The sequence below is a fragment of the Methylobacterium sp. J-001 genome (assembly GCF_022829565.1).
Classification (GTDB): Bacteria; Pseudomonadota; Alphaproteobacteria; order Rhizobiales; family Beijerinckiaceae; genus Methylobacterium.
The window spans coordinates 100,048-124,479 of record NZ_JAKSYN010000200.1 but is presented as its reverse complement, the minus strand read 5'-3'; the positions used below and the strand labels follow the sequence as shown (position 1 = coordinate 124,479).

Genomic DNA, 24,432 nt, shown 5'->3' with positions numbered 1-24,432 from the left:
CTTTCGGGATGTGAAGCGCGTTCTCAGGAATGCTGCATTGCAACATAGGGAGAGGCCGCGCCTTCACAAGGTGCCGAGCCCCGGCGTCTCAGCGGGCCAGATGTGCGTCCAGGAACCGGGCCATCTCGCCGAACACCTCTTTGGTCTCCGGCGCGTTCGGCGCGGCGAGGTACTGGGCGTGCGACATGCCCTCGAACAGCTGGAGATCGGCCTCGATCCCGGCAGCGCGCAACTTCCGGTGAGTGCGCACCGTGTTCGAGAGGAACAGGTCGCGAGTCCCGCTGATCAGGATCGCGGGGGGCAGGCCGGCAAAGTCGCCGTTAATCGGCGAGAGCTGCGGATCCTTCAGGTCGCGGCCGGCGGCGTAGAGCTTGGCGGCGGGCGTCAGGTAGCCGGAATAGCTCACCAGCACGTTGTCGAGCCATTCGTTGGTCCGGTACGTGTCGCCGGTCTCGGTCATGTCCGACCAGGGCGTGCCGAGACCGATCGCGGCCGGCAGGGCCAGGCCCTCCTGCTTGGCCCGCAGCATCAGCGCCAGGGTCATGCCGCCGCCCGTGGAGGTGCCGAAGACGCCCATGTTCTGCGGCTTCTGCATGGCCAGCATCGCCTTCCAGACCGCGGTCGCATCGTCCATGGCGGCCGGGTAGGGGGCGTCGGGCGGCATGCGGTAATCGACCGAAATCACCTTGAAGCCGCCGAGCCCGGCCATCAGGATCGCCTCCAGGGTGCCGGCCTCGCCCGGATTGTAGACATAGCCGCCGCCGTGGATGTGCAGCAGCAGCCGGTTGCGGTTGGCCTCCGGGATCGTCTTCGGCTGAACCACGAACACCTTCACACCGCCGATCATTGCGGTCTCGCTGGTGACGCCAAGTTTTTCGCGCAAAGCCGGCAGGGTGGCAGCGCCGGCCGCGGCCAGCCGATCTACCAAGGCCTTCCAGCCGGCGGCATCCGGCGGGTTCGCGTTCCAGGCCGGCACTCGGTAGGGGGCCGCCACGGCATTGCGGAAATCCGGGCTGGTCGTGTCGGGCACGGGGATGACCCGGCCCGGCACCGTGCGGGGTCCGGGCGCGGCATTGGCCGCCCCCATCTCGGCTTCCAGGCCTTTGAAATCGGCCCCAGGAGTCGCTTGCCCGAAGGCGGCGTGCGTGCCGAGCGCGATCAACAGCAGGGCGGGCAAGCTCAGGCGCATTGGGTTTCCTCCAGCGAGCGACTTCTCGCGATGGCCCGTCGTTGCAGACAGGGGGCGCTCGGCCGTCAAGGATACAGGGGGTGAGGGCAGGATGGGACCAGTTTTTCGTCCTAAGGTTCGGGCGTTGCACGAACCTTTGAACGCAGGACCGTCATTGCGAGCGCAGCGAAGCAACCCAGTGATGCGCAACGTTCTGAGATCGCGCGTTGCCCTGGGTTGCTTCGCTGCGCTCGCAATGACGGTGTGGGGGACAGCTCGCTCCCCCCAAAAAGAATCACCCGGCCACCCGGGGCAGGGCGGCCGGGTGTTCCGGCTCGACCACCACGGTGGCGGGTACGCTGCCATCGCCGATGAGCGCGTCCGCCACGGCGTCGGCCGAGATCGCAGCCTCGCGCGCGGTCTCGCCGGGCTCGGCGGTGAGCCGGGCGGTCTCGCGGCGGGGCGGCGTGTCGGCGCCGGCGTGCTCGTCGGCGACGCGGGCGACCGCATCGGCGGTGATCAGACCGATCCCGGCGGCGTGCTCGGCCATGGCGACGCTGTCGGCGGCGAGGACCAGGCTGGAGCCGGCCCGCGCGACCGCCCCGGCGAGCCGGACGATCTCTTCCACCCGGGCGGCATCGTTGGACACGTTGCGGATGTAGACGGCTAGCACCCGTCCGGGATGCTCCTCGACGATCTGGGCGTAGACCTCGGGGTCGTGCTGGCCGCTGTCGCCGATCAGCACGAAGGGCAGGTCGTGATAGAGGGACAGCATGTGCCGGATCAGCGCCTGCTTGTGGTCGGTCGCCCGGCGCGGCAGCGGGTGCGTCCAGGACAGGCCCCATTCCCGCAGGAACAGCACCGGCCCCACCGGGATGCCGTGCCGCTGGAAGAACTCGGACAGCATCTCGTAGAGGCCCCAGGGCGCGCGGGAAACGTAGAGCATCGGGTTGCCCTCGGCCCCGCCGGCCCCGTCATGGAGGGCACGGTACAGGGCGGCCACACCCGGAAAGGCGACCCGGCTGTCGGCATCCTCGACGAACAGCCGCCACAGCATCTTCAGTTTGTTGGCGACGCCGGTATGCATCACCGTGTCGTCGATATCGCTGATCACGACGCAGCGGCTGTCATCGGGCGGGATGAACACCGCACCCTCGGCGGAGATCGGCGTCTCGTCCTCCAGCACAAGCTCCACCGGCTGCCAGGCGCCGGGGCGCCCGGGCAGCGCGCGCGGATGCAGATGCAGGCGGAAATAACCGTCCCGGTCGGTCTCGACCCGGGCCGCATCACCGCCGAACCGGGCCGTGATCGCGGCACCCGCTACCGTGCGCCGGGCGATCCGCCGGCGCAGGTCGCGCCACTGCGCCCTCAACGAGTCCGGGTCCTCGCCGGGGATCCCCGGGGATTGCCGAAAGACCCGGCCGATCAGGAAGATCTCGCGGCGGGAGCCGTAGCCGCGATAGGGCTCGACCACGAGCCCGCCAGGGCCCGTCCCGCCATGCCCCTGGGCGCGGCGGACGGGGCGGGTAAGGACCCGCACCGCCTTGTTGACGCCGCGGCGAACCCGGGAAGCCATACCGCCGGTCTCCGGTCTGCGCGTCAGGCTTGGGGCAGTTCGGGGGTCAGACCCATCGCGTCGAGGCCCTCCTCCAGCAGGTCGCCGGCATCCGGCGCGCCCAGCAATTCCTTCACAGCGCCTTCGCCGACGGCTTCGCGCTCGCGGGCGAAGCGGACCGCATCGCCCCACTCCTCCGGCTCCATGTCGCCGCGGCCGATATAGAACAGGGCCAGGAGCTCGGCCCGGGCATCGTCGTCGAGCCCGGCGATGGCGCCGCGCACCTCGGATTCGGTGGCGTCATCGGTGCCCGAGATCAGGACGTCGGTGGAGCCGTCGTCGATCGGGTTCGACCCCGAATCCGGATCGGTGTTGCCTTCCTTCACCTCGATGGCACGCAGCCGCAGAACGAGGTCGGTGACGGTCTCGACGGCGATATCCATGCTCTGATCTCCGGACGCTGACTGGGTCGGACGTTTCCGCCCTCAAGCGGCGACAACGGGCGAGCGGCCCCCGGGTTCGCCTCGCCGAACGCGACGGGCGCGCACGTTGCCCGGTATGCGTGGTCCGCGCCACTTCCCGGCTGCCGGACCATAGGCTAGAGGCTGCCGAACCTTCCGAACAACCGGATCGACAGCGGCGATAGACGTGACATCTTTGAACGCCGCCGCAACGACGCCTGTCGATACCGTCGATTGTCAGTCTAAGTACCCCGACCAGCCCCGGCGCCCACCCGTGCCGGTCGCGGCGCTGCTCGGCGCCTTCGCGCTCGGCCTCGTCGCAGCACCGGCTCCGGTCTCCGCCCGGGCCGCCAGCGCCGAGGCCAGCGCGCCGAGCTGCTACGTCACCGGCGGCGGCGGCCTGGAAATCTGCCGCGACGGCGCCGAAGCCGAGGGCGTGCTGATCGCGCCGGCGCCCTGCGCGTTCGTCCGTGGCGTGCAGATCCTGCGGCTGCCGCGGGCCGAGGCGCCGGGGCCGCTGCAGATGATCTTCCAGGGCCAGAGCCCGCTCTCATCACGTCGCCGGGACGAGCCCTGCCCGGAGCGGCGCGCCACCGACAGCCGCGACGGCGGATCGCTGCGCACGGGCCGCAGCCCGGAGGCGCTGGCCACGACGCTACCGCCCTCGGCCGATCGCTTCTCGGTCGATCTCCCGGAGGAGCGCGCGGCCAAGCGCGGCGCGTCCGAGCCGGCCGCCGAGGGCATCGGGCCCCGCGACCCGATCGCGGTCTCGGGCCGCGACTGGGCCGGCGAAGCCTACAGCTACGTCTTCCTGCTTGGTCAGGAGCGGGTCGGCGGGAACACCGACCCGGACGCGGAGCCAACCGGCGGACGGCGGGGTCGCCGCCGGGCCGAGCGGGATGAGCCCGCGGCGCAGCCGGCGGATATACGGCGCCGGGTGCAGATCGCGGCCCGCACCGTCGACTTCCAGACCTTCGAGATCCGCACACGTACTCCGGACGGATACGGGCTCACCTGGACGCCGTTCACCCCCGGCGGCCGCGGGACGCCGCCCAACCCCGCTCCGGTGGTCGACGAATCCGGCAAGCCGGTCGCCTCGTCCTGCCCGGCCCCGGCCTTCGAGACCCACGGGCTCGCCGGTTCGATCAGCATCGTCGACCGGACCTACCACTACGTCTACACCGACGTCCTGCCCGAGGATTGCGGCCTCGCCCCGGAGAAGCGCCGCACCGCCCTTTACCTGCGCACGTCGAAGGACCTGTCGGCCTCGAAAGTCTGGTCGGCGGCCAAGCAGCTCGCCGCACCGCTGCCGCCCGGGAGCCTGGTGCGGGTGGCGCGGGCCAAGGGCATGCAGCGCTGGGCGGTGTCCTATACCTGCCAGCGGCCGGCCAACGCCCCGGGCGGCCCGGTGGCGGATATCTGCCTGCAATACACCCCCGACCTGAATCTCGACGGGATCGGGGCGCTCACCCTCTACGCCGACCCGGTGGAGGCGGGCCGCTCGCCGGCCTATCTCGGGCTCCGCTCGGGCGGCGACGGCAGCGGCCGGTTCGACCGGAGCGCGCATTTCTGGATGACCGATGCGCAGGGCAACCTCGACACCCCGTCGATCTATCCGGGCAAGGCCGGGTTCCTGACATGGCTCGACCGGCTGGCGCCGACGGCCTCCGGGCGCGACACCTCGAGCCTCTACGGGCGGCCGGTCTACTGGGCGACGTGGACGGTGCGTCGGATCGGCGCGCAATAACCCGCACGAGACGCTATATGGGCGGCCTCCCCGCCGCCCGAGTCGCGCGTCTTGGAACCGATGGACACCCATATCGACCTGTGGTTCGCCGCGAGCATCGTGGTGATCTCGCTGCTGCTCTCGGCCTTCTTCGCGGGTGCCGAGACCGCCTTCACCGCCGCGTCCCGGGCGCGGATGCACGCCCTCGAGCAGGCGGGCGATCCACGGGCGGCGATCGTGAACCGCATCCTGGCGATCCGCGAGCGCTTCATCGGCGCGATGCTGATCGGCTACAACATCGTGGCGATCGGCGCCTCGGCCTTCACCACCAGCGTGCTCACCGCGCTGTTCGGCAAGAGCGGCGTGATCTACGCCACCGTCGGCATGTCGGTGCTGGTCATCGTCTTCGCCGAGGTGCTGCCGAAGACGCTGGCCATCTCCAAGCCCGACAAGGCAGCCCTGCTCACCGCCCGGCCGGTGGCCTTCGCGGTCGCCATCATGGGTCCGGCCGCGATCGCCATCGAGCACCTCGTGCGGCTGATGCTGAAGCCGTTCGGCGTCACCATCGGCGAGCACCAGTCGATCCTCACCGCCTCCGAGGAGCTGCGCGGGCAGGTGGCGCTGATGCACCGGGAGGGCGGCGTCGCCAAGGCCGAGCGCGACATGCTCGGCGGCTTGCTCGACCTGTCGAACCTGTCGGTCTCGGACGTGATGGTCCACCGCACCAAGATGCGGGCGATCGACGCTGACCAGCCCTCCGAGGACATCGTTCGGGCGGTGCTGGCCTCGCCGTATACCCGGATGCCCCTGTGGCGCGGCACGCCTGAGAACATCGTCGGCGTGCTCCACGCCAAGGACCTACTGCGGGCACTCGACGCCGCCGGGGGCGACGCCTCGGGCCTCAAGGTCGAGGCGCTGGCACTGGAGACCTGGTTCGTGCCGGGGACCACGTCCCTGCGGGCCCAGCTCAAGGCGTTCCTCACAAAGAAGACCCACTTCGCCCTGGTGGTCGACGAGTACGGCGAGGTGATGGGCCTCGTGACCCTGGAGGACATCCTCGAGGAGATCGTCGGCGAGATCGCCGACGAGCACGACGTCACCGTCTCGGGCGTGCGTCCCCAAGGCGACGGCTCGGTCAATGTCGACGGCGGCGTGCCGATCCGCGATCTCAACCGCGCCATGGACTGGAACCTGCCCGACGACGAGGCCACCACCATCGCGGGCCTGGTCATCCACGAGGCCCGGACGATCCCCGACCAGGGCACCGCCTTCAACTTCCACGGCTTCCGGTTCCAGGTGATCCGGAAGGCCAAGAACCGGATCACCACCCTGCGGATCACGCCGCTGACCACGACCGGCCTGCAGACCACCGCGCAGGCGGAGGCGCAGCGCGACCCGGTGTGAGCCGGGCCGCGCCGGGTCTCCTCAGGCCGGCAGCGCCTCCAGCCCCTCGGCGCGGATCCAGTCGCGGGTGCGGTCGAGCGCCCGGCCCAGCCGATCGAACAGCGCGTCGATCTCGTCGGGGGTGATGATCAGCGGCGGGCAGACGGCGACGCGGTCGCCGGCCAGCGACCGCACGATCAGGCCCTCGCCTTGCGCGAAGGCGACGCAGCGGGCGGCGACGCCGGCCTTCGGGTCGTACTGGCGCTTGCTGGCCTTGTCGGCGACGATCTCCAGCCCGCCGATCAACCCGATGCCGCCGGCCTCGCCGACGATGTCGTGGTCGGCCAGCGCCGCAAGCCGGCGCTGGAAATGCGGCGCCTTCTCGGCCGCGCCCTCGATCACCCGGTCGCGCCGGTAGATCTCGATCGCCTTCAGGGCCACCGCGGCCGCCACCGGATGGCCGGAATAGGTGGTGCCGTGCCCGAAGGTCCCGAGCTTCTCGCTCTGGCCGATCATTGCCTGGTAGAGCGGCTCGTCAATGCTGACGCCGCCGAGCGGCATGTAGGCCGAGGTCAGCGCCTTGGCGAAGGAGATCGAGTCCGGCCGGATCCCCAGGGCCTCGCTGCCGAACCAGGTGCCGAGCCGGCCGAAGCCGCAGATCACCTCGTCGGCGATCAGCCGGACCTCGTACTTCGCCAGCACCGCCTGGATCGCGGCGAAGTAGCCGCGCGGCGGCACGATCGCCCCGCCGGCGCCCATCACCGGCTCGGCGATGAAGGCCGCCACCGTCTCCGGGCCCTCGCGCAGGATCGTCTCTTCCAGTTCGGCAGCGAGGCGGGCCGAATAGGCCTCCTCGGTCTCGCCGGGCTCGGCGCCGCGATAAAAATGCGGGCAGGACACGTGCAGGAAGCCCGGCAGCGGCAGGTCCCAGTCGGCGTGGTTGGCCGTCAGGCCGGTCATCGAGGCGCTGGCCACGGTGACGCCGTGATAGCCCTTCTGCCGCGCGATGATTTTCTTCTTGTTCGGCCGGCCCAGCGCGTTGTTGTAGTACCAGGTCAGCTTCACCTGCGTGTCGTTCGCTTCAGACCCGGACGATGTAAAAAAAATCTTCGAGGTCGGGACCGGCATCAGTTCCTTGAGCGTCTCGGCCAGCTCGATCCCGGGATCGTGGCTGCGGCCGGAGAACAGGTGCGTGAAGGGCAGCCGGCCCATCTGGACCCGGGCGGCCTCGACCAGCTCCGCGTTCGAGTAGCCGAGCGCCGTGCACCACAGGCCCGACATGCCCTCGATGTAGGATCGGCCCTCCGTGTCGTAGACGTGGACGCCCTCACCGCGCTCCAGCACCAGCGGGCCGGTATGCCGGTGGGTCGACAGGTTGGTGTAGGGGTGGAGCAGGGTTTCGACGTCGCGGGTCGCGAGATTCGAGAGCATCGTTCGCACCGTCCTCATGCCCAGGGGATCCGCCACACTACCGACCCGATGCCCGTGCAGGTAGTCCCGCGGCCCTGCGCCCGGCCGTTACCGGATGCATGCCCCCGTGTTTGACCCGCGCGACGCACGATCCATGCTCAATTCCGGTCCCTCGCCTGTCCTGGCGCCCGAAGCCTTCGTGGCGCAGCCGGCCCCCGGGCGCGCCTGCGGCGCCTGCACCCTGTGTTGCAAGGTCTACGACGTGCCGGCGGTGGAGAGCGTGGCGGGCCAGTGGTGCCGCCACACCAAGGCCGGCCAGGGCTGCGCGATCCACGCCACGCGCCCCGACCATTGCCGGGCGTTCCATTGCCTCTGGATGACCGAGAGCTGGCTTGGTCCGGAATGGAAGCCCGACCGCGCCAAGATGGTGCTCACCCTCGACCCGCTCTCGCGCAACATGAACGTGCAGGTCGATCCCGGTCAGGCGAATGTCTGGCGCCGGGAGCCCTATTACGGCCAGCTCAAGCGCTGGGCGGTGGCCTCGGTGCCGCTGCGCCGCCACGTGCTGGTGCACGTCAACAAGACCACGACGGTGGTCCTGCCCGATCGGGACGTCAGTCTCGGGGTGGTCGGGCCGGACGAGCGGATCGTCTCCCACGACCGGATGACCCCGCAGGGTCCGAGCTTCGACGTCCAGAAGGTCAAAGCCGCGTAAGGGCCTTGCAGCCTCCAGAGGTTTGCCCGACTGATCGGGTATGACGACGATTCACGATCTCACCGTTCCCGCGGCGGACGGGAGTCCGTACCCCCTCGCGCAGCATCGCGGCGAGGTGCTGCTCATCGTCAACACCGCCTCGCGCTGCGGCTTCACCCCGCAATATGCCGGGCTGGAGGCGTTGTGGCGGGCGCATCGGGACCAGGGCCTGACGGTGCTGGGGTTTCCCTGCAACCAGTTCGGCGCCCAGGAGCCGGGAGACGCCGCCGAGATCGCGCGCTTCTGCTCGCTCACCTACGACGTCAGCTTCCCGGTGCTGGGCAAGGTGGCGGTGAACGGCCCGGAGGCTGAGCCCTTGTTCGACCACCTGAAACAGGCGCGCTCAGGTCTGTTCGGCACCACGGCGATCAAGTGGAATTTCACGAAGTTTTTGGTCGGCCGGAACGGCCAGGTGATCGCCCGGTTCGCACCATCGGCGAAGCCCGCCTCGCTGGAGGGGAAGGTGCGAGAGGCGCTCGCCCAGCCGGTGGGGTAAGCGGTCGGCGCGAGGAACGCCGCCGGCATTGCGAGCGCAGCGAAGCAATGCCGGCAGTGAAAGGTCGGACCGCGCGTCAAACCGGATCGAGATCGGCCTCCGCGAGCCGGCGCGGCTCCGCCGCCAGCCGCAGCAGGCTCCGCAGCGGCGCAATCCGCGACGGGCGCATCGCGTCGCGCAGGATGCCGACCAGGAACCGGGCCTCGGCGATCTTGGCCAGGGTCGAATCCGTGGCGCCCGCGATCAGCGCCCGCCGCTCCAGCCGCAAGAGGGCCGCGAACAAAGCCTCGCGCGCTACCGCGTCGTCGGAAGACTGTTTGCTGGCAAGGAGCGCGGCCAATTCGTCTTCGAAGCGACTGTCACGGCAAGGATCGGCGCGCATGGATGATCCGACGACTAGAATAGCCGGACCCTAAGTCAATCCTCACGGCCTGTCAGCCGGCTATGCGGCCTCGCGGCAGCGAATTCGGGCATGTTGCGCAGGTGCATCTGCGCAATCCACCCAGGTACCGATCAGACGCTGGCGATCAGCTCGGCCGCGGCCTCGAACTCGGTGCGGCGGATCGCCAGCCGCGCCTCGGCTTCGGCATCCCGGCCCCATACGGCGGCCTGATAGGTCTCGTCCACATGGGCCGCGTCCCAGGCCTCGGCCGGGCCGAGGCGGCCGCGCAGGACCGCAAGCGCGATCAGCAGCGAGCCGGTCAGCGTCGTCAGCGTGTGCAGTCCGGCCAGCCGGAACGGGCTCTCAACCGCGGCCACCGCCTCGGACAGCGCCCGCACGGTATCGGGCGGCTGTTCCACATGCATCACACCCTCGCTGAGGATCACCCGGGCTCCGAAGGTCTCCCGGGCCCAGTCGAGGACCGGGTCCCAGGCGGCGGCCTGGGCCGAGACCAGCCGGTCCGGATCCCCGGCCCGATAGGCAACAAGGTCGGTGCTCGCATAGGCGCAGAGATCCTCCACCACCGCGGCGTGCCGGGGGGCGACGCCGTCGATGCTGGTATTCGCCAGCCGGGTCAGCGGCATCCTGGCCGGGTCGATCACCGTGTCCTGCGCCGCCCATTCGGCCGCGATCTTCTCGGCCAAAGCCCGGGTCGGCAGGCTCAGCGGGTTGCGGGCCGGCGTGTTGGCCGGACGGCCGTCCAGGGTCAACCGAAATCCATCCGGGCCTCCGGCGAAGCCGGCCTCCTTGTAGAACCGCCGGGGCAGGGCAGGCTTGGCATGGCCGCGGGCCGCTCGCATCGGATCGGGGCGTTCCCCGTCGCCCGGTTCGCCGAGCCACTCGTTCGTCACATCGCTCATGGATGCCAGATAGGGGTTTTGGGGTTCGTCGGCGAGCCTTGCTGGACATCGCGCCGTCATTGCGAGCGGAGCGAAGCAACCCAGGGCGGCGGGCGTTCTCCGAGCGGTGCGATTCCCTGGGTCGCTTCGCTACGCTCGCGATGACGGCGAAGCGGGCGGGCCCGAAGGCTCCCCCCCGGAGAACAACCCCTCCAGCGCACCCGCGCTCGAGACCACGGTGACTGCCCCCGCCCCGTAGAGGGCGCCGGCCGGGTGATAGCCCCAGCCGACCCCCACCGCGACGGCCCCGGCCGAGACGCCCATGCCGATGTCGAAGGTGGTGTCGCCCACCATGATGGTGGCTTCGGGGGCGCAGCCGGCCTCCGCCATCGCCTGGCGCAGCATGGTTGGATCGGGCTTCGACGGCGCATCGTCGGCACTTTGCGTGGTGACGAACCAGTCGGCCCAGCCGTGATGCTCGATCAGCCGGTCGACGCCGCGGCGCGACTTGCCGGTCGCGAGGCCGATCAGCACGTCCTCCCGGGCGTGCAGCCGGGCCAGCAGGTCGCCCATCCCGGGAAACAGCGGCTCCTCGTAGGCGGGGTCGACGCGCAGGCGATTATAAGCCTGCTTGTAGCTCTCGGAGAGTTCCGCGATCGGCCCGTCCTCGCCGACGAGGCGGCGGAACGCCTGCGGCAGAGACAGCCCGACCACGGAAAGCGCCTCGCGCCGGCCCGGGGCCGGCAGGCCGTTCTCCGCGAAGGCGAGTCCCTGCGCGGCCACGATCAGATGCTGGCTGTCGACCAGGGTGCCGTCGACATCGAAGACGATCAGCTTCATCGCCCGGGCGCACCCGGCGCGGCGCGACCAGTCACGGCTTGCGGCCCGGCTGCACCGGCTGGGCGGCACCCGGCTGCGCCGCTTGCCCGTGCGTGCGCTCGTAGCCGAGCCGGCAGCGGATCAGGAACCGCCGCCGCCTGCCGCCGCGCAAGCCACGCTGGTGCGAAGCGCGGTTGCAGGCCGCGTAGGATCGCCGCCGCCGCTCGGCCCGGCCGCTCGATGCCGGGCGAGGGGCGGTCTGCGGCTGGGCCGCGGACGGGGCGGGGGTCGCAGCCGGCTGCGGCGCATCGGCTGCAGGGACGGGCTGCGCAGGCTTGGCCGCGTTGGCCGGTGGTGCGGCACTCGCCGGGGCGGCCGGCTTGGCGGCTTCACCCGGCGCGGCATGGGCGGCCGGCCCGACCAGGCAAAGGGCGGCGAGGCAGGCCAGCGTCGCGAGCTTCATGCGTCAGGGTCTCGAACCGCGGGAAATCGGCCCCGCGGCGGAACGGCGGGTCGCGGATCAGCATATGAGGCGAGTCGGCCGATTGCCAAGGCGTGCCGGTCCCTAGAGTTTCGGGGCGCGGGCCGCACGCCGCCGCGGATGCCGGGTCACTGAGGATCTCGACCGCCCCATGAACCTCGTCCTGCTCCCCGGCTTCATGACCGATCCCGATCTCTGGGCGGACATGCTCCCGCGCCTCGCCCCCCTCGGCCCGGTGCTGCACGGCGACCTCACCCGGGACGCCGGCATCGACGCCATGGCGCACCGGGTCGCCGAGATGGCTCCGGAGCGATTCGCCCTCATCGGCTTCTCCATGGGCGGCTACGTAGCGCGGGCGATCGCCCGGCTGGCGCCGGAGCGGGTCCGGGCGCTGGTGCTGATCGCCACCTCGGCCCGGGCCGACACCCCGGTCCAGGCGCGCCGGAAGGCGGCGGCGGTGGCGAATGTCCGCCGCCAGGGGTTTTCAGGGCTCAGCCGAGCCGCGATCCTCGGCTCGGTCCATCCGGACCGGGTCGGCGACGCAGCGCTGATCGCCCGCATCCGCCAGATGGGCGACCGCCTCGGCGGGGAGGTCTTCTTGCGCCAGGCCGGTCAGGCACGCGCAGGCGATGGCGAGCTTCTCGGCGCCATCACCTGCCCGACGCTGGTAGTGGCCGCCGCCCAGGACAGCCTGCGCAGCCTCGACGAGGCGCGGGAGCTGCAGGCCGGCATTCCCGGCGCCGCGCTGACGGTGATCGACGGCTCCGGCCACATGCTGCCGATGGAGGCCCCCGGCGCCCTGGCGGAGGCCATCGTGCCGTGGCTGCAGGCTCAGCTCTCCGGCGCCTCGACGATCGGGTCGTAGCGGGAGGCGTCGAAACCCAGGAGATTCCAGCTCTGCGTCATGTGAGGCGGCAGCGGCGCGCTGACATCCACGGGCCGGCCGGTGCGGGGATGCGGGATCACGATCCGGCGGGCGAGCAGGTGCAACCGGTTCTGGATGCCGCCGGGCAGCTCCCAGTTCTCCACGGAAAAATATTTCGGGTCGCCAACGATCGGGTGGCCGATATGGGCCGCGTGGGCGCGCAGCTGGTGGGTCCGCCCGGTCACCGGCTTGAACGACAGCCAGGACAGTTTCTGGGCGGCCTGATCGACCATGGCGTAATAGGTGAGGGCGTGGCTCGCGCCCTCGTCGCCGTGCTTGGCGACCCGCATGCGCGCATCGGCATCGGTCGGCTCGTCCTTGGCGAGGTAGGTCGAGATCCGGCCCTGCCGGACCCGCGGCACGCCCGCCGTGAGCGCCCAGTAGATTTTTCGCGCCGCCCGCGAGCGGAAGCTCTTCGCGAGCGTGGCTGCCGCCAGTCGGGTCTTGGCGACGATCAGGCAGCCGGCCGTATCCTTGTCCAGCCGGTGGACGAGGCGCGGCTTCTGCCCGTCCGGCGCGGTCAGCGCCGTGAGCAGCCCGTCGACGTGGCGGACCGTGCCCGACCCACCCTGGACCGCGAGGCCGAAAGGCTTGTTGAGGATCATCATGTCGGCGTCCTCATAGAGGATCAGCGAGCGGATGAACTCGGCGTCGTCCTGCTCCCGGGCGGCACTGCGCGGGCGCTCGGTCGGCTGGTCGAGGCGCAGGGGCGGCACGCGCACGCTCATGCCCGGCTCCAGCCGGTCGTTCGGCTTGGCGCGCTTGCCGTCGACCCGCAACTCGCCCTTGCGGACGATGCTCTGCACCCGGGTGAAGGGCAGCAGCGGGAAGCGGGCAGTGAGGAAGCGGTCGATGCGCATGCCCGCCTCGTCCGCCTCGACCGTCAGGGTCTGCACCCCGGAGGCAAGGGTCGCGGAGGCAGCGGCGCGCTGCTCGCGCCGGGTCGGGCCGGCGGGCGGTGCGGAGGTCTCCGGGCGCGACTCGACAGGCTTGCCGGTCTGGGTCTTCGCGGCCGGCCTGGTCGCGGGCCGGGGAGGCGCCTTGCGCGGGGGCGGAGCCTCGTCGCGCGCGACCCGTTCCGGCCGCGGCTTCGGCTTTGCGGCAGCGGCGGCGGCCGCCGCGACGGCGTGGGGCGTGCCCGGGGCGGTCCAGGGATCGCGGGTGCCGGCATCGTCGCCGCGGTTGCGCGCCGCGCGCTCGGCGGCGTCGCGGGCGCTGGTGCGCGGGCCGGTGCGGGCGCGCTCCCCATACGCCGGAAACTTACCGGACGGGGGCTTGCGTCCCTTCGGGCCGCCGCGTGGGGGTGGTCGTGTCGTCATGATTCCGCCAGCACCCGTCTCCGCTTCGGACGGAACGTCCGGGCGCATCGGCCGCGGCGTCGCGGAGGACCCGGACCGATGGGGTCACCCGGCTCTAGCATCGCGGGGGCGCAGCGGCAAAGGCGGGGATGGCCGACCCCACAACCCTCAGTACTTGAGCCCGGTGTCGCACAGTACCGTCACGGCAACCGCGTCGGCCGGCAGGCGACCGGAGGCGACCAGAGCCGCGGCCGCGCAGACATTGGCGGCAGCCGAGTAGCCGACATGCAGGCCCTCCCGCGTCGCGCTGGAGCTCGCGTCTACCTCCGCCCCTCGGCCAGCAGCCGCGCCTTGAGCCCGACCGGATAAAGCTCAGGCCCGCCGTCGCGATCGAGATCCTCGAGGTCATACCAGCGGGCCACGCAGGGCGCGCCGGAATCCTCGTGGAAGACGACAGACTCGAGCGTATCGAGTGGGCTGGGCGGCAGGGCGACGGGGAACAGGAACAACACCTCGTGCCCGGGGCTGCCCTCATGCACGTACAGATTCTCCATGATGAACGGCGCATCGAGAATCCGCACGGTGAGGCCGAGCTCCTCCTCGAATTCCCGCAGGAGCGCCTGCTCCGCCCGCTCGCCGAAGGCCACGCTGCCCCCGAGCGGCCGCACGCCCTTGAGGCGTCCGGCGTCGGTATAGACTTCGGCGACCAGCAGCCGAGGGCCCCGCCAGGGCAAGCCCAGCGCCTTCACGCGGATTTCCGGAGGGGGACGCCAGACATGCATGCGGTCTGGTAGTGCGCGGCTCGCAAACCGACAACGGCCCGGAATGCCGGCGCCGCGGCTTCCGGCGGATCGGATGCCCGGCCGCGATCCGCAGCGCCGGAACGTTACGCGAAGGCGTGCTTACGGTCCGGCACCTGAGCCCGTGTCTGGGCAACATGGAGCCGTGTCGCGGCGACCTGGGACCAGGCCGTGGCGACCGAGTCGTTCCGCACGTTTCGCTCGCGCCTGCGGACTGCGGCGATGTCGAACTGCTTCTGCATCTCCATCAGCATTTCCATGCTGTATCCGAACGCCTTCTCGATCTGAAAGGCCAAGTCGGCCGTCAAACCGGTCTTCTCGGTCAGAAAGTCCGAGAGCACGTGACGCGTGACACCCAGAAGGCCGGCCGCCTCCATGATCGTCAGGTTGCGCGGCTCGAAGACCTTGCGGCGGACGAACAAACCGGGATGGCACGGACTTGTCGCTTGATGGACAACGTTCACCTGGGTCTCCTTCACCAACGGATCGAGTCAAGGTCGCAACGGCGTTCAGGTCGACCGATCACCGCAGCGGCAGACCTGTCGCTCCACACGCGCGCAAGCAGCGCTCCGCCCGCGTGATCGGAACCAAACGATTAGCTTAGCCGGCCATGATCTGTTTAATTTTGCCGGTATAGAAACTGTATTGTCCAGCAATCAAGACGTAACGCCCATATCAACTGATTTGCCGGCCGTCAATCTTCGCCATGAACGGAGATTTTTCTTGAAAATCTTGTCTTTATTCTGAAAACCGTTGTAATATACATCGAGCTTGGTGCATATGTGTTGATCATCAGGCGATCGATACAACAATCGTCGCCGAGACAATAACAGGATCGTGTGCACGCGACGCCGTCCGTCGACGAAGAATGCCGGCCCGCTTCAGTCCGTAACAACCAACGGTATCGCGCGGCGATATCTGCTCCACTTGGCATCCCTGGCCCGGCATCGGCAGGAAGCACCGGGACGGTTTTCTCGGAACCGCAGCTTTCCGCGCGTCGGCAGCCGACGAGTCGTTTCTCGCCCGATCACGGCGGGGCGGGCCGGGACAGGTTACCCGGGCAGCGCGGCGGCTACGCGACGATGTGCCGGCCATCCGATCCGCCCCGGGCCGATGCGCCTTCATCCCGCGTCGCGCCCGGGAATACCATCCGCCTCGGCACGGCCGTCATGGGGCCAGGACAGGGATCGAATGTCACCGGGTCCGACTGAACCCTGGCACGTCTCAGGCGCGATAAGGCCCGGCATTCGCGCCGAATCATGGCAGAGGACGAACGGCAGCGGCGGAGGGACGAGACCTCTCGTCCCTCCGCCGCTCTGGTCCCGATGCGGCATCCCGGACGTTCGGTCACCGCGAACCGGCCTCACCCGAACGCGTAGAGGCGCTTGACGATGGCCAGAGTCCGTCGGGTCGGAGCCTGAACCTGAATCCGCGCCGCAAGCTCGCTCGCGATCTGCCGCTCGCGCTTCCGAGCGCGGGCGATATCGAAGCGGGTCTGCATCTCCATCAGGGTTTCCATGCGGCACCCGAAGGCTGTCTCGATACGCAGCGCCAGCTCGCCGGTGAGAGGCGACGTCTCATTGAGGAAGTCGGACAGAGTCTGGCGCGTTATGCCCAACTGGCTGGCCGCGGACATGACGGTCAGGTTGCGTGGCTCGAGGATATTACGACGGACGAACCCGCCAGGATGGCCGGGGTTCTCCAAAACATAATTCGTTCTCATTACGAACTCCTTCCTGGATATTGAACTTCGACAGGATACAATCCTGATCGAAGTCCGTTATTTTTGGAAGATACCACCTTCGTTCATCATTCTTCATGAAGGCTATCATGCTTACGCTCCAGATCACAAAAAGTTCCGCAGCCGTATTTTGCATGAGTTAGGCATACGCTTTGGCGTTATCACACCATTATTCGTCGATTTCGGCAGAATTTATTTTATTAGCCCGCAGATTAATTGCCATATCTCCCTGAATACCGCGGCGTCTGATCGAAAAATACCAAATTCATGGCCTATTTGGCCGTGCGATACGCAAGGCTCGGAGCATCCAGCAATGCGGTCCTCCCGCTGATGCCGGATTGCCGGAGGCCTTCGCGATCCCACGCGCGGTCCGCTCGCCGGACGAGATATCCACACGCTTGACGTTCAACTGGTCTACAGCCAAGCTATTCAGTGACGGTTCCCTTTGGGGATCAAAAGGGAACGCGGTGAGGGGTCTTTTCCCGAAACCGCGGCTGTCCCCGCAACTGTGAGCGGCGAGCCCTTCACCACCACGTCACTGGGCCTCGGCCCGGGAAGACGGTGCGAGGGCGGCGACCCGTGAGCCAGGAGACCTGCCGTCAGCCGTGGTCACACGCGAAACGCGCTGGGCGGGGTGTCCTGGCGGGTGTCGAGACGGTCGTTGCGCGAGCGCGGTCGGCGAGGCTTCGTTCGCGGTGACGTGCCACAGCAAGCGCGCCCGCGTTCCGGTTCCTGATGCTCTCTCTTGTCGTGCCGATCCCGGCCGCGCCTTCGCGCGGACCGATCCACCGCCCGGGCCACTGCGCCACGGCGGAGCGGATATCGGCACGAAACGGTAATTGTAATGTTATTACGTTGCTTGTAGAGCGTCCGGGCCGGTTGCCGCCGCGCATGGACCGTCTCCAACCATGTCCCTATCAAAACAACCGCTCTACAGCTGGAGCGTGCCGATCTGCGGCGCCCTGCTCACCGTGCTGGCGAGCCAGGCCGGGGCCCAGGACGTCGTCGCCCTCGACCAGCTCTCCGTCGAGGGGGAGGGCGGCGTCAGCCTGACCCGGGCCGCCCCGATCGGGCTGAACCTGCGTACCCCCGACCGGACCGCGAGCCGGCTCGGCCTGACACCGCTGGAGACGCCCGCGAGCGTCGACATCGTGTCCGGCGAGACCGCGCGGCTGCGCGGCCAGGACACGATCGCCGAGGCTGTGACCCAGGACGCCACCGGCATCACCACGATCGCGGCGCCGGGCAACGGCAACGGCGCGTTCACCTCCCGCGGCTTCGCGGGGCCGAACTCGATCCAGCAGCTCTATGACGGCACCCGCTTCTATGTCGGCGCCAACACGGTCACGTTCCCGTTCGACACCTGGAACGTCGAGCGCATCGAGGTGCTGCGCGGGCCGTCCTCGGTGCTCTACGGCGACGGCGCCATCGGCGGCGTGATCAACGTCGTGCCCAAGAAGCCGGTCTTCGTGCCGATCAACGTGGCGCGCGCGGTGATCGGCACCGACGGGGTCGCCCGGCTCGCGCTGGATTCGGGCGGGGCGCTCGGCCGGGAGGAATTCGGCGAGACCTTCGCGTATCGCCTGAACGTCAGCGGCAATCGCGCGGACGGCTGGATCCGGCCGGAGGGCGATTTCCGGAACCTCGCGGTCTCGGCCGCCCTCCTGTTCCAGCCGAGCCCGGACCTCGCCTTCACAATGAGCCACGATCTCGGCTACCAGGAACCGGCGCGCTACTGGGGCACGCCCCTGGTCGAGGGCAGGATCCCGGACCTGATCCGGTTCAACAACTACAACGTCCGCGACGCGAAGATCACCTGGGCGGATAACTGGACCCAGTTCAAGACCGAGTGGACGCCTTCGGCCGACATCATCGTGCGCAACACCGCGTACCGGCTCACCAGCCGGCGCCACTGGCTCGATACCGAGCAGTATATCTACAATCGCGGTACCGGACTGGTCGACCGCGGCGATTACCTCGAAATCTATCACAGCCAGGAACAGGTCGGGAATCGCCTGGACGCCAGCTTCAAGGGCAGCCTGTTCGGCCTGCCGAACGCGTTCGCGGTCGGGTTCGACGTGAACCACATCGACTTCCGCCACACGAACAATTTCTATTTCGACCAGACCACCAGCGTGCCGCTGACCGGCTACGATCCGGGCTACTTCCCGCAGAATGGTCGAGCGCGGCCGGCCTACGCCACACAGACCAGCCAAGCGTCGGTCTTCGCCGAGGACCGGGTGATCCTGTCGGAAAAACTCTCGTTCCTCACAGGGGTGCGGCTCGACGTGCCGACGCTCCATCGGCAGGACCTGCAGGCGGGCACGCAGTTCGAGAAGACCTATCAGGCGCTCGGCTACCGGTTCGGCCTCGTCTACAACTCGACGCCGGATAGTGCGCTCTACGCGCAGTACAGCTTCGCCACCGACCCGGTGAACAGTCTCATCACGCTGACGCAGTCGCTCTCCAACTTTCAGTTGGCCACCGGCACGCAGGTCGAGATCGGCGCCAAGGGGCTCGCCTTCGACGGCGCGCTCGAATGGACGGTGGCCGGCTACCGGATCGTCAAGGACAATCTGATCTCGGCGGTGCCGGGCCAGCCGACGCTGTCGACCCAGGTGGGGAGCCAATCCTCGCAGGGCTTCGAGCTGGCGCTGGGCTGGCAGTTCAGCCCGGGCTGGCGGCTCGACGGCAACCTCGCGCTGCTGCACGCGCAGTACGATGCCTTCGACCAGAACGTGAACGGCGCCACCGTCTCGTATGCCGGCAACCAGCCGATCGACGTGCCCGAGCGGATCGCCAATCTCTGGCTGACCTGGGATTTTTCGCGGGACTGGACCGCCCGTGCCGGGCTCCAGAACGTGGGGCAGGTCTATAGCGACTTTTCCAACACGGCCCGGCGCCCCGCCTACAACCTCGTCAGCCTCGTGCTCGACCATCAGGTCACGGCCGAGTCCCGGCTGAGCCTGCGGGTCTACAACCTGTTCGACAAGGTCTACGCGATCAGCGGCAATGCCGTGAACGGCGTCGGCACCAACTGGCTGCTGGGCCGGCCGCGCTCCGTGGAAGTCGCCTACACGGTGACGTGGTGAGGCGCTGGATCGGCAAGGCGGGCCGCCGCTGGCTGCTCCTGTTCCACCGCTGGGCCGGGATCGCCACGGGCCTGTTCTTCGCCCTGTGGATCGGCTCCGGGCTGGTGATGCTCTACGTGCCGTTCCCGGCGCTCACGCCGCCTGAGCGCCTCGCACGCCTGGCGCCGATCGCCTGGGATCAGTTCGGTGTTTCGCCGGATGCGGCGCTCGCGGCCGGCGGCGTCGCGGGCGTGCCGGCCGCGTTCGCCCTGGAGATGCGCGGCGACGAGCCGATCTACCGAATCACCGGGCGCGACGGCGCGCGGGCGACGGTCTCGGGCCGGAATGGCGCGCGGCTCGGCCCGGTCGACGCGGAGGCGGCCCTGCGGCTTGCCGCGGGAGATCGGCCGGGCGCCCGCGTCGAGCCGGTGGGGCGGGACCAGTGGACCGTCACCGCCCGCTACGACCCGCTGCGGCCGTTCCACAAGGTCGCCCTCGGCGATCCTGCGGGGACCGAGCTCTACGTCTCGCAGGTCACCGGCGAGATCGCGCTCGACACGACACGGTCCGAGCGTGCCTGGAACTGGCTCGGCTCGGTGCCGCACTGGATCTACCTGACGCCTTTGCGCACCCGGGCGGAGCTGTGGCGCACGGTGCTGCTGTGGCTCTCGGGCTTCGCCGCCCTCGGGGCGCTCAGCGGCCTCGCCATCGGGATCTGGCGCCTGCGCCTGCGCCACCGCTACGCCAGGGGCGCCGTGACGCCCTATCGCGGGCTGGCGCGCTGGCACCACCTGTTCGGCCTCGCGGGTGGGCTGGGGCTCGGGGCGTTCATCCTGAGCGGCTGGATTTCCATGAATCCGAACCGCTGGTTCGCGTCGAGCGCGCCGCCCTCCGGGCTGCGCGCGGCCTATACCGGAACGCCCGGACCGCTCGGCGTGGCAATCCATCAGATCCGCGATCGCGCCGGACCGGAAACCCGATCCGTGCGCTTCACCGTCATCGGTGGCCGCTGGTGGGTCTTTGCCGATGCACCGGACGGTCCATGCCCCGTCGTGGCGGACGGCAGCTCTTTTCCCGATACAAGCACCCTCGCGGCGGCCGCCGCCGCCGCGATCCCCGACGGACGCCTGCGGGCGACCCAGCATCTGGTTGCCTACGACGCCTATTGGTATCCGCACGGGACGGATCCGCGGCCCCTCCCGATCCTGCGTCTGCGCTTCGACGACCCGGCCGCCACCTGGCTCCATATCGACCCGCGCGACGGCACCATCCTGCAGCGGCTCGACCATTCCGGCCGCATCAACCGCTGGCTGTTCAACGCGCCCCACCGCCTCGATCTTCCGGTCCTGACCGGCCGACCGACCCTGCGCGCGGCGGCGCAATGGCTCCTGAACCTGCTTGCCGCCGGAATCGCGGTCACCGGGATCGTCGCGGGCTGGCGGCGCCTCAGCCGCAGCCCGAGGCGTCCCGTTCACCCGGCGTCAGCGTCAGTGCAACCGACGTCCCGGTCCGTGCCGCGATGAGGGCCGCCTCCAGGCAGGCCATCACGTGAAGCGCTTCCAGAGCCGCCGACGATTCGACTACGCCTTGGACAAGCTGTCGAGCCAGATCCGCATAGTAGCGCCGCTGGTCCCCGACCACCGCAGGCGCATGTGCCACGGCTCCGCTCCCGTCGTGGATGGCGATCCCGTCCGGGTCCTCGCCCCATCCCGGCGCCCCCGGAGCCATGCCGGCCAGGAGCTGCTGCTCCTGGATGTCGCTCCGCTCCTTGATGAGGCTGCCGGCCTCGCCGTGGACGACGAAGCGGGACGATCCGCCGGCGACCAGCATGCTGGCCTGCAGGACCACGCGCAGGTCCCGATACGCCAGCACGACGTGCGCCCAATCGTCGGACAGGGCGCCAGGGCGCAGCCGCGCCAGATTGGCCGTCACCCGGTCGGGCAGCCCGAACAGCTGGAGCGCCTGATCCACGAGGTGCGGGCCGAGATCGTACCAGATGCCGCCGCCGGGCCCGGCGCCCTCCCGCCATCGGTCACGGACCTGCGGGCGGAACCGGTCGAAATGCGCTTCGAAATGCCGGACCTTGCCGATGACGCCCTCGGCGATGGCCCGCCGGACACTCAGATAGTCGCTGTCCCAGCGCCGGTTGTGGAAGACGGACAGCATCCGGCTCTGGCGCCGCGCCAGCGCGACGAGCCCGCGCGCCTCGGCGAGATCGAGGGTGAAGGGCTTGTCGACGACCACGTGCTTGCCCGCCTCCAGGGCGATTTGAGCCAGCGGCGCATGCGTGTCGTTGGGGGATGCGATCACCAAGAGGTCGACACCATCCGAGGCGGCCACCGCGGCGGGATCGGCGACGACGTCCAGGCCGGGCAGGTCGGCCCAAACCTTGGCGGGGTCGCTTGAGGCGACCACCCGAAGGTCGAGCGCCGGAACCGCCCGGATCAGCGGGGCGTGGAAGGTCCTGCCGGCATAGCCGTAGCCGATCAGGCCGACACGGATCCGTGCAGGTGCGCTCGCCATGGTGGTGTCGTCCGGCCCGGCCATCGGGACGGCGTGACTATAGCGGCGTGAGCGTCGGTGTTCACCGCCTCCGCTGCCCCTCTCCGTCATCACGAGCGAAGCGAAGTGACCCAGGGCAGCACGACATCTTCGAGGCTGGCGCCGCACTGGGTTGCTTCGCTGCGCTCGCAATGACGGAGGGGCGCACAGGCCGGCGCATGAGAACCGTATCCGGCGCGTCCGCCGCCCAGGCCCGTCCCTAAAACCGCGCGGTCAGGAACAGCCGCACGTTCCGGCCCGGCAACAAAATCTCGTCCTTCTTGAACGAGGTCGAGTTGCGGATATCGTCGTCGAGCAGGTTCCGGCCCTGAACGCCCAAGGTGATCGCACTCGCCCCATAGATCGCTGGATCGATCGCCTGCGTGTAGCTCAGCTCGGCGCGCAGGTCGTTGTAACCAGGGGTCGGCGTCTCGAACAGGGCGGTCGCCTGGTGATCGAAGGCATGGAGCAGGTTCACCCGGGCGAACCAGCCATCCGCCCGCAGGTAGACGCCACCGCCGAGCCGGTAGGGCGGGATGCGCGGCACGTTGGTGCCGTTGTCGAACTGGGCGCGCACGAAATCGAACTGGGCCTCGACGCCGGCAAAGCCGTTGCCGACCGGCAGGACGTCATACTGGCCGATGATCTCGGCACCGTAGAAGGTGGCGTTCTGCTGCTGGTAGACGATCTGCCGGTTCTCGGTGCCGCCGCCGCAGGAGGCGAAGTCGTCGTCGCAAACCAACCCGGTGAAGTTGCGATAGATGAAGCCGGTATAGCGCGTGTAATACCCGGTGGCGTCGAGGCGCAGCGGGCCCTCGGCCCGCCGGATGCTGGCCTCCACGGTGCGGGCGCGCTCCTTCTTCAGGTCCGGATTGCCGATCTCGAACGTCGCGGTGGCATCGTGCGGCCCCTGCGAGAACAGCTCGTAGCCGGTGGGACCGCGCTCGACATAGGAACCGTTGAGGCTCGCCACGAAGCCGTAGGGCAGATCCTGGAGGGCGCCGATGCTGGCGCTCTTCGGGGCGAAGCGCCGCGTCCGGGCGTATTGGAACGGATCCTGTCCATCGACCGGGGCGTAGTCGGCGGGGAATTGCGCGGCCGTGCTCGACAGCCGGTCGACTTCGTAGCGGCCCGCCGCCTGCAGCCGCGTGCCGGGGCGCAGTTCCAGCTCCTCGAATAGGTAGACCGCGTTGGCGCGGGACTCGGTCTTGGGCAGGAACGATTCGAGCTGGGTGTTGATCACCCGCCGGTCCGACTGGAAGCCGAGCGCGCCGGTGAGCCGGCCGAACGCGGTGTCGACCGGGACGTGCTGGAGTTCCAGCCGCCCCTCCGCCTCGCGGTTCTTGAAGATCGCCTGGATGCCCTCGATCCCATCCTCGCCGATGCCGACCTCGTTGTGGCGGTAGACCGAATAGCCCGCCCAGTAGCGGATCACCTCGAAGGGGCCGTCCAGCGGCCGATATTCGCCCCGCGACAGCACTCGGTCCTGGTTCGGGGTCAGGCGGGTGCGGTCCTGCTCGGCGACGCCGCCCGGGATCGCGTAGATCGCGTCGTAGTGGCTGAACGAGAGGCCGACGAAGCCACGGTCGCCGATCGCCGAGATGCCGACCGCGCCGCCCTGCGACTCGTTGTAGGAGTTGCGCTGGATCCCGCCCGGGATCGCGTAGCTGTCGTTGGCGGTCTTGAACCCGTCGGCATGGACCGCGATCCCGTCGCCGCCGGCATCCACCGTGGCGGCGCCGAGCCGGCCGTTGTCGACGCTGGAGAAGCCGGTGGTGACCTGCCCCTGCACGCCGTTCGCCGGGATGAAGGTCGGCACCCGGTTGTTGTCGGCCGAGACCACGCCGCCGATGGCCCCGGAGCCGTAGCGCAGGGTAGCGGGACCGCGGATCACCTCGATCCGGTCGGCGACCAGCGGGTTCACCGGGACCGCGTGGTCCTCGCCGAGATCCGAGACGCCGCCGTTGACGATGCCGTTCTCCTGGATGCGCACCCGGGCATTGTCGAGGCCGCGGATGATCGGCCGCGAGGCCGCCCCCGGCGCGTAGGTGGTGGCTGAGATCCCCGGCCGGTCGAACAGGGCATCTCCCAGGGTCCGGGGCTGGTCGCGGGCGATCTGGTCCTGGGTCACCACGGTGACGGGCGAGAAGGTGTTGGTCGCCACCGGCAGGATGCCGGTCTGAAGCGGGGCCGCGGAACCGCCCGTGGGCCGGGTCGCCTGGATCGGGCTGGGACTGGTGACGCTGATCTCGTCGAGGGCCACGGATTGCTGCGCCTGCGCCGGAGCGGTGAGCAGGCCGGCGCTGAGGGGCGCCGACAGGATCGTGCCGGCCAGGAACGCGAGGCGAGGAGACGGGGTCATCGGGGCTCACACAGTGTTATATCGTTTCATTCGCGTGCCACGATGATGGGGCGCAAGGGCCGACCAAGGGATTGGAGCGGGAAAGAGGGCAACGTTACATCGTTGCAACATCCACGCGGATGCAGCGTGATGTTGCTGCGCGACCAGGCGCTCAACGCCT

The 24,432-nt window shown here is 69.5% G+C and carries 21 protein-coding genes and 1 riboswitch; of the genes, 7 read left to right on the top strand and 14 right to left on the bottom strand.

Annotation, left to right across the window (positions count from 1 at the left end; all coding sequences use genetic code 11):
- Nucleotides 1-88: 88 nt before the first annotated feature.
- The 3 genes from MKK65_RS24910 to MKK65_RS24900 form a co-directional block, all read right to left on the bottom strand.
- On the bottom strand, nucleotides 89-1,189 hold the full coding sequence (locus MKK65_RS24910) for an alpha/beta hydrolase (protein ID WP_243960665.1): 1,101 nt from the start codon (nucleotides 1,187-1,189) through the stop codon (nucleotides 89-91).
- A gap of 274 nt (nucleotides 1,190-1,463) precedes the next feature.
- Complete coding sequence (locus MKK65_RS24905; RefSeq protein ID WP_243960663.1) at nucleotides 1,464-2,744, bottom strand: App1 family protein; 1,281 nt, start codon at nucleotides 2,742-2,744, stop codon at nucleotides 1,464-1,466.
- Between the two features lie 23 nt (nucleotides 2,745-2,767).
- Nucleotides 2,768-3,166: a DUF3775 domain-containing protein gene (locus tag MKK65_RS24900; RefSeq protein ID WP_058193006.1), complete on the bottom strand. Its 399-nt coding sequence runs from the start codon at nucleotides 3,164-3,166 to the stop codon at nucleotides 2,768-2,770.
- A gap of 292 nt (nucleotides 3,167-3,458) precedes the next feature.
- Here MKK65_RS24900 and MKK65_RS24895 point away from each other — a divergent pair, with 292 nt between their 5' ends.
- A complete protein-coding gene (locus tag MKK65_RS24895; protein ID WP_243960661.1) occupies nucleotides 3,459-4,931 on the top strand; it encodes a hypothetical protein in 1,473 nt (490 codons plus the stop codon).
- Between the two features lie 60 nt (nucleotides 4,932-4,991).
- On the top strand, nucleotides 4,992-6,314 hold the full coding sequence (locus MKK65_RS24890) for an HlyC/CorC family transporter (RefSeq protein ID WP_058193008.1): 1,323 nt from the start codon (nucleotides 4,992-4,994) through the stop codon (nucleotides 6,312-6,314).
- A gap of 21 nt (nucleotides 6,315-6,335) precedes the next feature.
- Here MKK65_RS24890 and MKK65_RS24885 read toward each other — a convergent pair whose 3' ends face one another.
- A complete protein-coding gene (locus MKK65_RS24885; RefSeq protein ID WP_243960659.1) occupies nucleotides 6,336-7,724 on the bottom strand; it encodes an aminotransferase in 1,389 nt (462 codons plus the stop codon).
- A 133-nt stretch (nucleotides 7,725-7,857) separates the two neighbouring features.
- Here MKK65_RS24885 and MKK65_RS24880 point away from each other — a divergent pair, with 133 nt between their 5' ends.
- Entirely contained in the window at nucleotides 7,858-8,418 is a 561-nt protein-coding gene (locus MKK65_RS24880) for a hypothetical protein (protein ID WP_058193010.1), read from the top strand.
- Between the two features lie 40 nt (nucleotides 8,419-8,458).
- Entirely contained in the window at nucleotides 8,459-8,953 is a 495-nt protein-coding gene (locus MKK65_RS24875; protein WP_058193011.1) for a glutathione peroxidase, read from the top strand.
- Between the two features lie 76 nt (nucleotides 8,954-9,029).
- Here the strand turns inward: MKK65_RS24875 and MKK65_RS24870 are convergent, their stop codons facing one another.
- The 4 genes from MKK65_RS24870 to MKK65_RS24855 all read right to left on the bottom strand — a co-directional run bounded on the left by MKK65_RS24870 (nucleotide 9,030) and on the right by MKK65_RS24855 (nucleotide 11,516).
- The gene (locus MKK65_RS24870) at nucleotides 9,030-9,335 is read right to left on the bottom strand and encodes a hypothetical protein (RefSeq protein ID WP_058193012.1); all 306 of its coding nucleotides are present in this window, start codon (nucleotides 9,333-9,335) and stop codon (nucleotides 9,030-9,032) included.
- Nucleotides 9,336-9,466: 131 nt separating this feature from the next.
- Nucleotides 9,467-10,255 carry an ATP12 family chaperone protein gene (locus tag MKK65_RS24865; protein WP_243960657.1) on the bottom strand — a complete coding sequence of 263 codons (789 nt, stop codon included), beginning with the start codon at nucleotides 10,253-10,255 and terminating at the stop codon, nucleotides 9,467-9,469.
- A gap of 129 nt (nucleotides 10,256-10,384) precedes the next feature.
- Nucleotides 10,385-11,074, bottom strand: a complete 690-nt coding sequence (locus MKK65_RS24860; protein WP_243960655.1) for an HAD-IA family hydrolase — start codon at nucleotides 11,072-11,074, stop codon at nucleotides 10,385-10,387.
- 31 nt (nucleotides 11,075-11,105) lie between these two features.
- Complete coding sequence (locus MKK65_RS24855; protein WP_243960653.1) at nucleotides 11,106-11,516, bottom strand: hypothetical protein; 411 nt, start codon at nucleotides 11,514-11,516, stop codon at nucleotides 11,106-11,108.
- 169 nt (nucleotides 11,517-11,685) lie between these two features.
- Here MKK65_RS24855 and MKK65_RS24850 point away from each other — a divergent pair, with 169 nt between their 5' ends.
- Nucleotides 11,686-12,399, top strand: coding sequence for an alpha/beta fold hydrolase (locus MKK65_RS24850; RefSeq protein WP_243960651.1), 714 nt, complete (start codon nucleotides 11,686-11,688; stop codon nucleotides 12,397-12,399).
- Here the strand turns inward: MKK65_RS24850 and MKK65_RS24845 are convergent.
- The 4 genes from MKK65_RS24845 to MKK65_RS24830 form a co-directional block, all read right to left on the bottom strand.
- A complete protein-coding gene (locus tag MKK65_RS24845) occupies nucleotides 12,366-13,778 on the bottom strand; it encodes an RluA family pseudouridine synthase (protein WP_243960649.1) in 1,413 nt (470 codons plus the stop codon). The two genes, MKK65_RS24850 and MKK65_RS24845, sit on opposite strands and share 34 nt — an antisense overlap.
- Nucleotides 13,779-14,077: 299 nt before the next feature.
- Entirely contained in the window at nucleotides 14,078-14,539 is a 462-nt protein-coding gene (locus MKK65_RS24840; RefSeq protein WP_243960647.1) for an NUDIX hydrolase, read from the bottom strand.
- A 104-nt stretch (nucleotides 14,540-14,643) separates the two neighbouring features.
- Nucleotides 14,644-15,021, bottom strand: a complete 378-nt coding sequence (locus MKK65_RS24835; protein ID WP_082643147.1) for a HigA family addiction module antitoxin — start codon at nucleotides 15,019-15,021, stop codon at nucleotides 14,644-14,646.
- Nucleotides 15,022-15,920: 899 nt separating this feature from the next.
- A complete protein-coding gene (locus MKK65_RS24830; protein ID WP_313902061.1) occupies nucleotides 15,921-16,262 on the bottom strand; it encodes a HigA family addiction module antitoxin in 342 nt (113 codons plus the stop codon).
- A 455-nt stretch (nucleotides 16,263-16,717) separates the two neighbouring features.
- Nucleotides 16,718-16,914, top strand: a riboswitch (cobalamin riboswitch).
- A gap of 292 nt (nucleotides 16,915-17,206) precedes the next feature.
- On the opposite strand from MKK65_RS24830, the gene MKK65_RS24825 reads away from it, so the two are divergent.
- Nucleotides 17,207-19,390 carry a TonB-dependent receptor gene (locus MKK65_RS24825; protein WP_243960643.1) on the top strand — a complete coding sequence of 728 codons (2,184 nt, stop codon included), beginning with the start codon at nucleotides 17,207-17,209 and terminating at the stop codon, nucleotides 19,388-19,390.
- Nucleotides 19,387-20,892: a PepSY domain-containing protein gene (locus tag MKK65_RS24820; protein WP_243960641.1), complete on the top strand. Its 1,506-nt coding sequence runs from the start codon at nucleotides 19,387-19,389 to the stop codon at nucleotides 20,890-20,892. Before MKK65_RS24825 ends, MKK65_RS24820 begins: the two co-directional genes overlap by 4 nt.
- Here MKK65_RS24820 and MKK65_RS24815 read toward each other — a convergent pair.
- Both MKK65_RS24815 and MKK65_RS24810 read right to left on the bottom strand, forming a co-directional pair.
- A complete protein-coding gene (locus MKK65_RS24815) occupies nucleotides 20,816-21,892 on the bottom strand; it encodes an oxidoreductase (RefSeq protein ID WP_243960639.1) in 1,077 nt (358 codons plus the stop codon). The genes MKK65_RS24820 and MKK65_RS24815 overlap by 77 nt on opposite strands.
- Before the next feature lie 238 nt (nucleotides 21,893-22,130).
- Nucleotides 22,131-24,272, bottom strand: coding sequence for a TonB-dependent receptor (locus tag MKK65_RS24810; RefSeq protein ID WP_243960637.1), 2,142 nt, complete (start codon nucleotides 24,270-24,272; stop codon nucleotides 22,131-22,133).
- Nucleotides 24,273-24,432: the final 160 nt, after the last annotated feature.